The sequence below is a fragment of the Yersinia pekkanenii genome (assembly GCF_001152565.1).
In the GTDB taxonomy this organism is placed as follows: Bacteria; Pseudomonadota; Gammaproteobacteria; order Enterobacterales; family Enterobacteriaceae; genus Yersinia; species Yersinia pekkanenii.
The window spans coordinates 1-3002 of the sequence record NZ_CQAZ01000124.1 but is presented as its reverse complement, the minus strand read 5'-3'; the positions used below and the strand labels follow the sequence as shown (position 1 = coordinate 3002).

Here is a 3002-nt window from a genome sequence, read left to right as displayed (position 1 = left end):
CCTCGCTGTTAATGCTTCTGACTTACGGAAGCCTGCTGCAAACTTAGCGACTTCAGGCAAACACAACCCGCCCTCAATTACCGGTTTGCGCTTGAACTCATACTCGAACAGATACGAAGCGCGGAGAATGTGCATCTTGTACGCTTTAACTCGACCAAATGCCGCTCTGGCAATCATCCGTAGTGGAGCAGGTGAGTAACCAGCGCGTCTAACTAGTGGGACTGTTTGGGTATTAACCTGATACTTGCGACCGACTGACATAGGGTTAGCGCTGGCATATGCTTGCTGCTTTGCTTTACGCTGTGCATCACGACGGCTGCGGCAATTTTCTTTGATAGTGTGCGGCTTAATCATGTTGTTCTCCTGAGATAGCTTTGGTGGTGTGGTCAACGTGGCATCGTGACCCGCATCGCAGCAGTGTCGTCTACCATCCAGATTCGCCACCTCATCTGCGCATGGGTAAGCGTTACTTTTAGGCTCTGCGACCACACCCCAAACCTATCTCGTTTGGTTATTTGCACTTTTCAGCGCTCGATTGAGTTTTAACTTCCTGTTGTATTTTTGGCGTCCTGCCGTTTCGATGGAATGATTATCACCATTAGTAATTCGATAGTCAACACTAATGGTGATAATAAATTACTAGTGGTGATTTTGATTTTGATTTTTAAGGTAATTTAATTTAAAAATAATTCAGACGTGCCCCTTCGCGCCTGGCTAACAGGCGTGAAAAGTGTGCTAAATTGGGTGAAATTTATGCGGAGGTGATATGTACACAGAAGATGCAGACGCGCTATATAACGAAATGTGCAGAGTGATAGGGGATGCGGTGCTTATTTTGGCTGAGGCTAACTATGAGACGAAGAGGGTAGTGATAGCTGATGCGCTTAGAACGGCACTGGCGAGTAATCACGAACGGCCGGAGCAGATGAAGACCGCAATGGAGTTGGCGATAAAGCTATTAGAGCAGTGAGATAGTCAGATTACAGGCACAAAAACCCCGGCGAATGGCCGGGTTAGTGGGGGCTAATTCTTTTGTTCTTTTGGCTGGTCGCGTCGAATATCATTTAGAATGTCGGTTAGTTTATCGAGCTTATTGTCAGTCTTATCGCCAATAGCGTCTATTTTAGCATCAAGCTTATTGGCTATAGAGTCCATCCGATCATTGATCCTGTTAAAGTCTTCTCGATTATCAGACCTTAAAGATGATACTTCTGACCTAACTTCAGATATCTGCCCTTGCACCTGATCATATGCATACCACATGGCAGTGCCTGTAATTAGTAGGGTGGCACCAGCTAATTTAAGAGCCCCACCAAAAGAAAGAGGGGCATTTGGTTGAATTTTCATATCTACCTCCTCCACTTCGATTTCAATAGAAATTGTTTCAGCAACATAAATTTTATTGCCATCATGGTTTTCAATTCTAGCACGCTTATCATCTTTCCTTTTGGGATTTCTTTGCGGAGGCGGTTCTATCCCGTAGAAAAATCCATCATCAGCGCACCCGATTCTCATAATTTACCTTCAGCCTGTAATTTTTTAACGATATGCGGCGTGCTGAAATGCATGGTGTATGTGCAGTGCTCACAAATTACAGGGAAAAGCCACATTCCAACCCCATCGCTATCAGGTAATGGCTGTGTAATTATTACCGGTTTCGTTTTGTCTTTATCCCACACAGGCAATATCCAGTCTGACTTCTTGCAAACAGGGCAGAACACCACGTTAGTTTTAGTGCTGAACTGCTGCAAAAATTCAGATAATTGCGCTAATGAAATCTTCCTTGCGAGATTTTTATTTTGTATGTCTTCAGATTTTGACATTTTACAATCCATTTGAGTAAAACAAAATATATCCCACACCCCTCTATGGGCTAGCAGTGGGTTAGCTGAATGTCTCTTCGGGCCACTGAGCCTTAACTACCTTCCCGATGATCCGGCAGTTATCATTGCACTCAATGCTTTGGTAGCGAGGATTGGGGTTTAGAGGTTCCAGCCATGGCTTGCCATCCTCCCAAACGAATTTCTTGAATGTTACTTCGGTATCTCCATAGATACCGGCGACACAGAAGTCACCAGGGTCAACATCTTCTGCTGGGTCAACTAAGATCAACATACCTTCTGGAAAGCTCGGTTTGCTTCCTGGTGGTGCCGTCATGGAATGCCCAGAAACCTCCAGCCAAAATGAATCATTGCTCGCCTTTCTGGTCGTATCAACCCAGCATTTTGCGTCAGCCTCACGAAACGATCCTACCGCAGCGAATGCCCCCGCCTGAACTTCAGTAAGAAGCGGGTACGTATAACGCCTTACCTGATTTCCATTTTGGTCTACAGCCTCAAACATTTCGGCTATTTCTCTAGCTAACGAAGGGCTGAACTCATCAACTTTGATTCCTAGTGCCTTTGCAAATTGAGCTGCATGCGTCGCGTTTATAGCGTTAGAACCATTCAATAGTTGAGACACTCCGCTTTGGCCCATGCCCAGCTGCTCGGCCAGCGTTTCCTGCGAAAGGCCGAGGTCATTTTTTTTAGCTTCAAAGATTAACTTTAATCTTTCAGCGTCAGCTAACTGCTCGTTTGTTAAAGGCTTCTTTTTCATAGGCTAAATTTATCACCAATAGGAATATCCACCAATCACCATTAGTGTTGACAGTATCATTACTAACAGTGATAATTGATATTGATTCACAAGGAGACCTTTATGGAACGAATCCCGTTAGAAGAGTTTGTGTCCAGTAAAGGCCAAGAGAAGACGGCTGAAATTTTTGGCATTCGACAGAGTGCGATCAGCAAGGCTTTGGCCTTCGGACGGAATATTACGGTCATCATTCATGATGATGGTCGCGTGGAGGCTGAAGAATTGAAGCCATTCCCAAATAACAAACATTTAGCAGCTTAATCACCACCCGCATTAAACACTTCAATCGAGCGCTGAAAAGTGCAAACCAAAAAAACTAATCACCAGTGGCATTAGCTACAGCTTTGTCACGTAACAACATCTAA

General features: G+C 44.6%; 6 protein-coding genes. 2 read left to right on the top strand and 4 right to left on the bottom strand.

Annotation, left to right across the window (positions count from 1 at the left end; all coding sequences use genetic code 11):
* A partial coding sequence (locus AEP37_RS23040; protein WP_156168757.1) for a transcriptional antitermination N peptide occupies positions 1-489 on the bottom strand: 489 nt, incomplete at its 3' end.
* Between the two features lie 277 nt (positions 490-766).
* Here AEP37_RS23040 and AEP37_RS23035 point away from each other — a divergent pair.
* Complete coding sequence (locus tag AEP37_RS23035; protein ID WP_049615509.1) at positions 767-970, top strand: DUF2767 family protein; 204 nt, start codon at positions 767-769, stop codon at positions 968-970.
* 53 nt (positions 971-1023) lie between these two features.
* On the opposite strand, the gene AEP37_RS23030 is transcribed toward AEP37_RS23035, so the two are convergent.
* The 3 genes from AEP37_RS23030 to AEP37_RS23020 all read right to left on the bottom strand — a co-directional run bounded on the left by AEP37_RS23030 (position 1024) and on the right by AEP37_RS23020 (position 2598).
* Positions 1024-1515 carry a hypothetical protein gene (locus AEP37_RS23030; protein ID WP_049615508.1) on the bottom strand — a complete coding sequence of 164 codons (492 nt, stop codon included), beginning with the start codon at positions 1513-1515 and terminating at the stop codon, positions 1024-1026.
* Positions 1512-1823: a hypothetical protein gene (locus tag AEP37_RS23025; RefSeq protein ID WP_049615507.1), complete on the bottom strand. Its 312-nt coding sequence runs from the start codon at positions 1821-1823 to the stop codon at positions 1512-1514. The genes AEP37_RS23030 and AEP37_RS23025 overlap by 4 nt, the downstream gene beginning before the upstream one ends.
* A 61-nt stretch (positions 1824-1884) precedes the next feature.
* The gene (locus AEP37_RS23020) at positions 1885-2598 is read right to left on the bottom strand and encodes a LexA family protein (RefSeq protein ID WP_049615506.1); all 714 of its coding nucleotides are present in this window, start codon (positions 2596-2598) and stop codon (positions 1885-1887) included.
* Between the two features lie 102 nt (positions 2599-2700).
* On the opposite strand from AEP37_RS23020, the gene AEP37_RS23015 reads away from it, so the two are divergent.
* Positions 2701-2898, top strand: coding sequence for a Cro/CI family transcriptional regulator (locus AEP37_RS23015; RefSeq protein ID WP_049615505.1), 198 nt, complete (start codon positions 2701-2703; stop codon positions 2896-2898).
* Positions 2899-3002 lie beyond the last annotated feature (104 nt).

Excerpts from the sequence above, each read along its gene's own strand:
- AEP37_RS23030 (WP_049615508.1), bottom strand. The coding sequence starts at position 1,515 with ATGAGAATCGGGTGCGCTGATGATGGATTTTTCTACGGGATAGAACCG.
- AEP37_RS23035 (WP_049615509.1), top strand. The coding sequence starts at position 767 with ATGTACACAGAAGATGCAGACGCGCTATATAACGAAATGTGCAGAGTG.
- AEP37_RS23015 (WP_049615505.1), top strand. The coding sequence starts at position 2,701 with ATGGAACGAATCCCGTTAGAAGAGTTTGTGTCCAGTAAAGGCCAAGAG.
- AEP37_RS23025 (WP_049615507.1), bottom strand. The coding sequence starts at position 1,823 with ATGTCAAAATCTGAAGACATACAAAATAAAAATCTCGCAAGGAAGATT.
- AEP37_RS23020 (WP_049615506.1), bottom strand. The coding sequence starts at position 2,598 with ATGAAAAAGAAGCCTTTAACAAACGAGCAGTTAGCTGACGCTGAAAGA.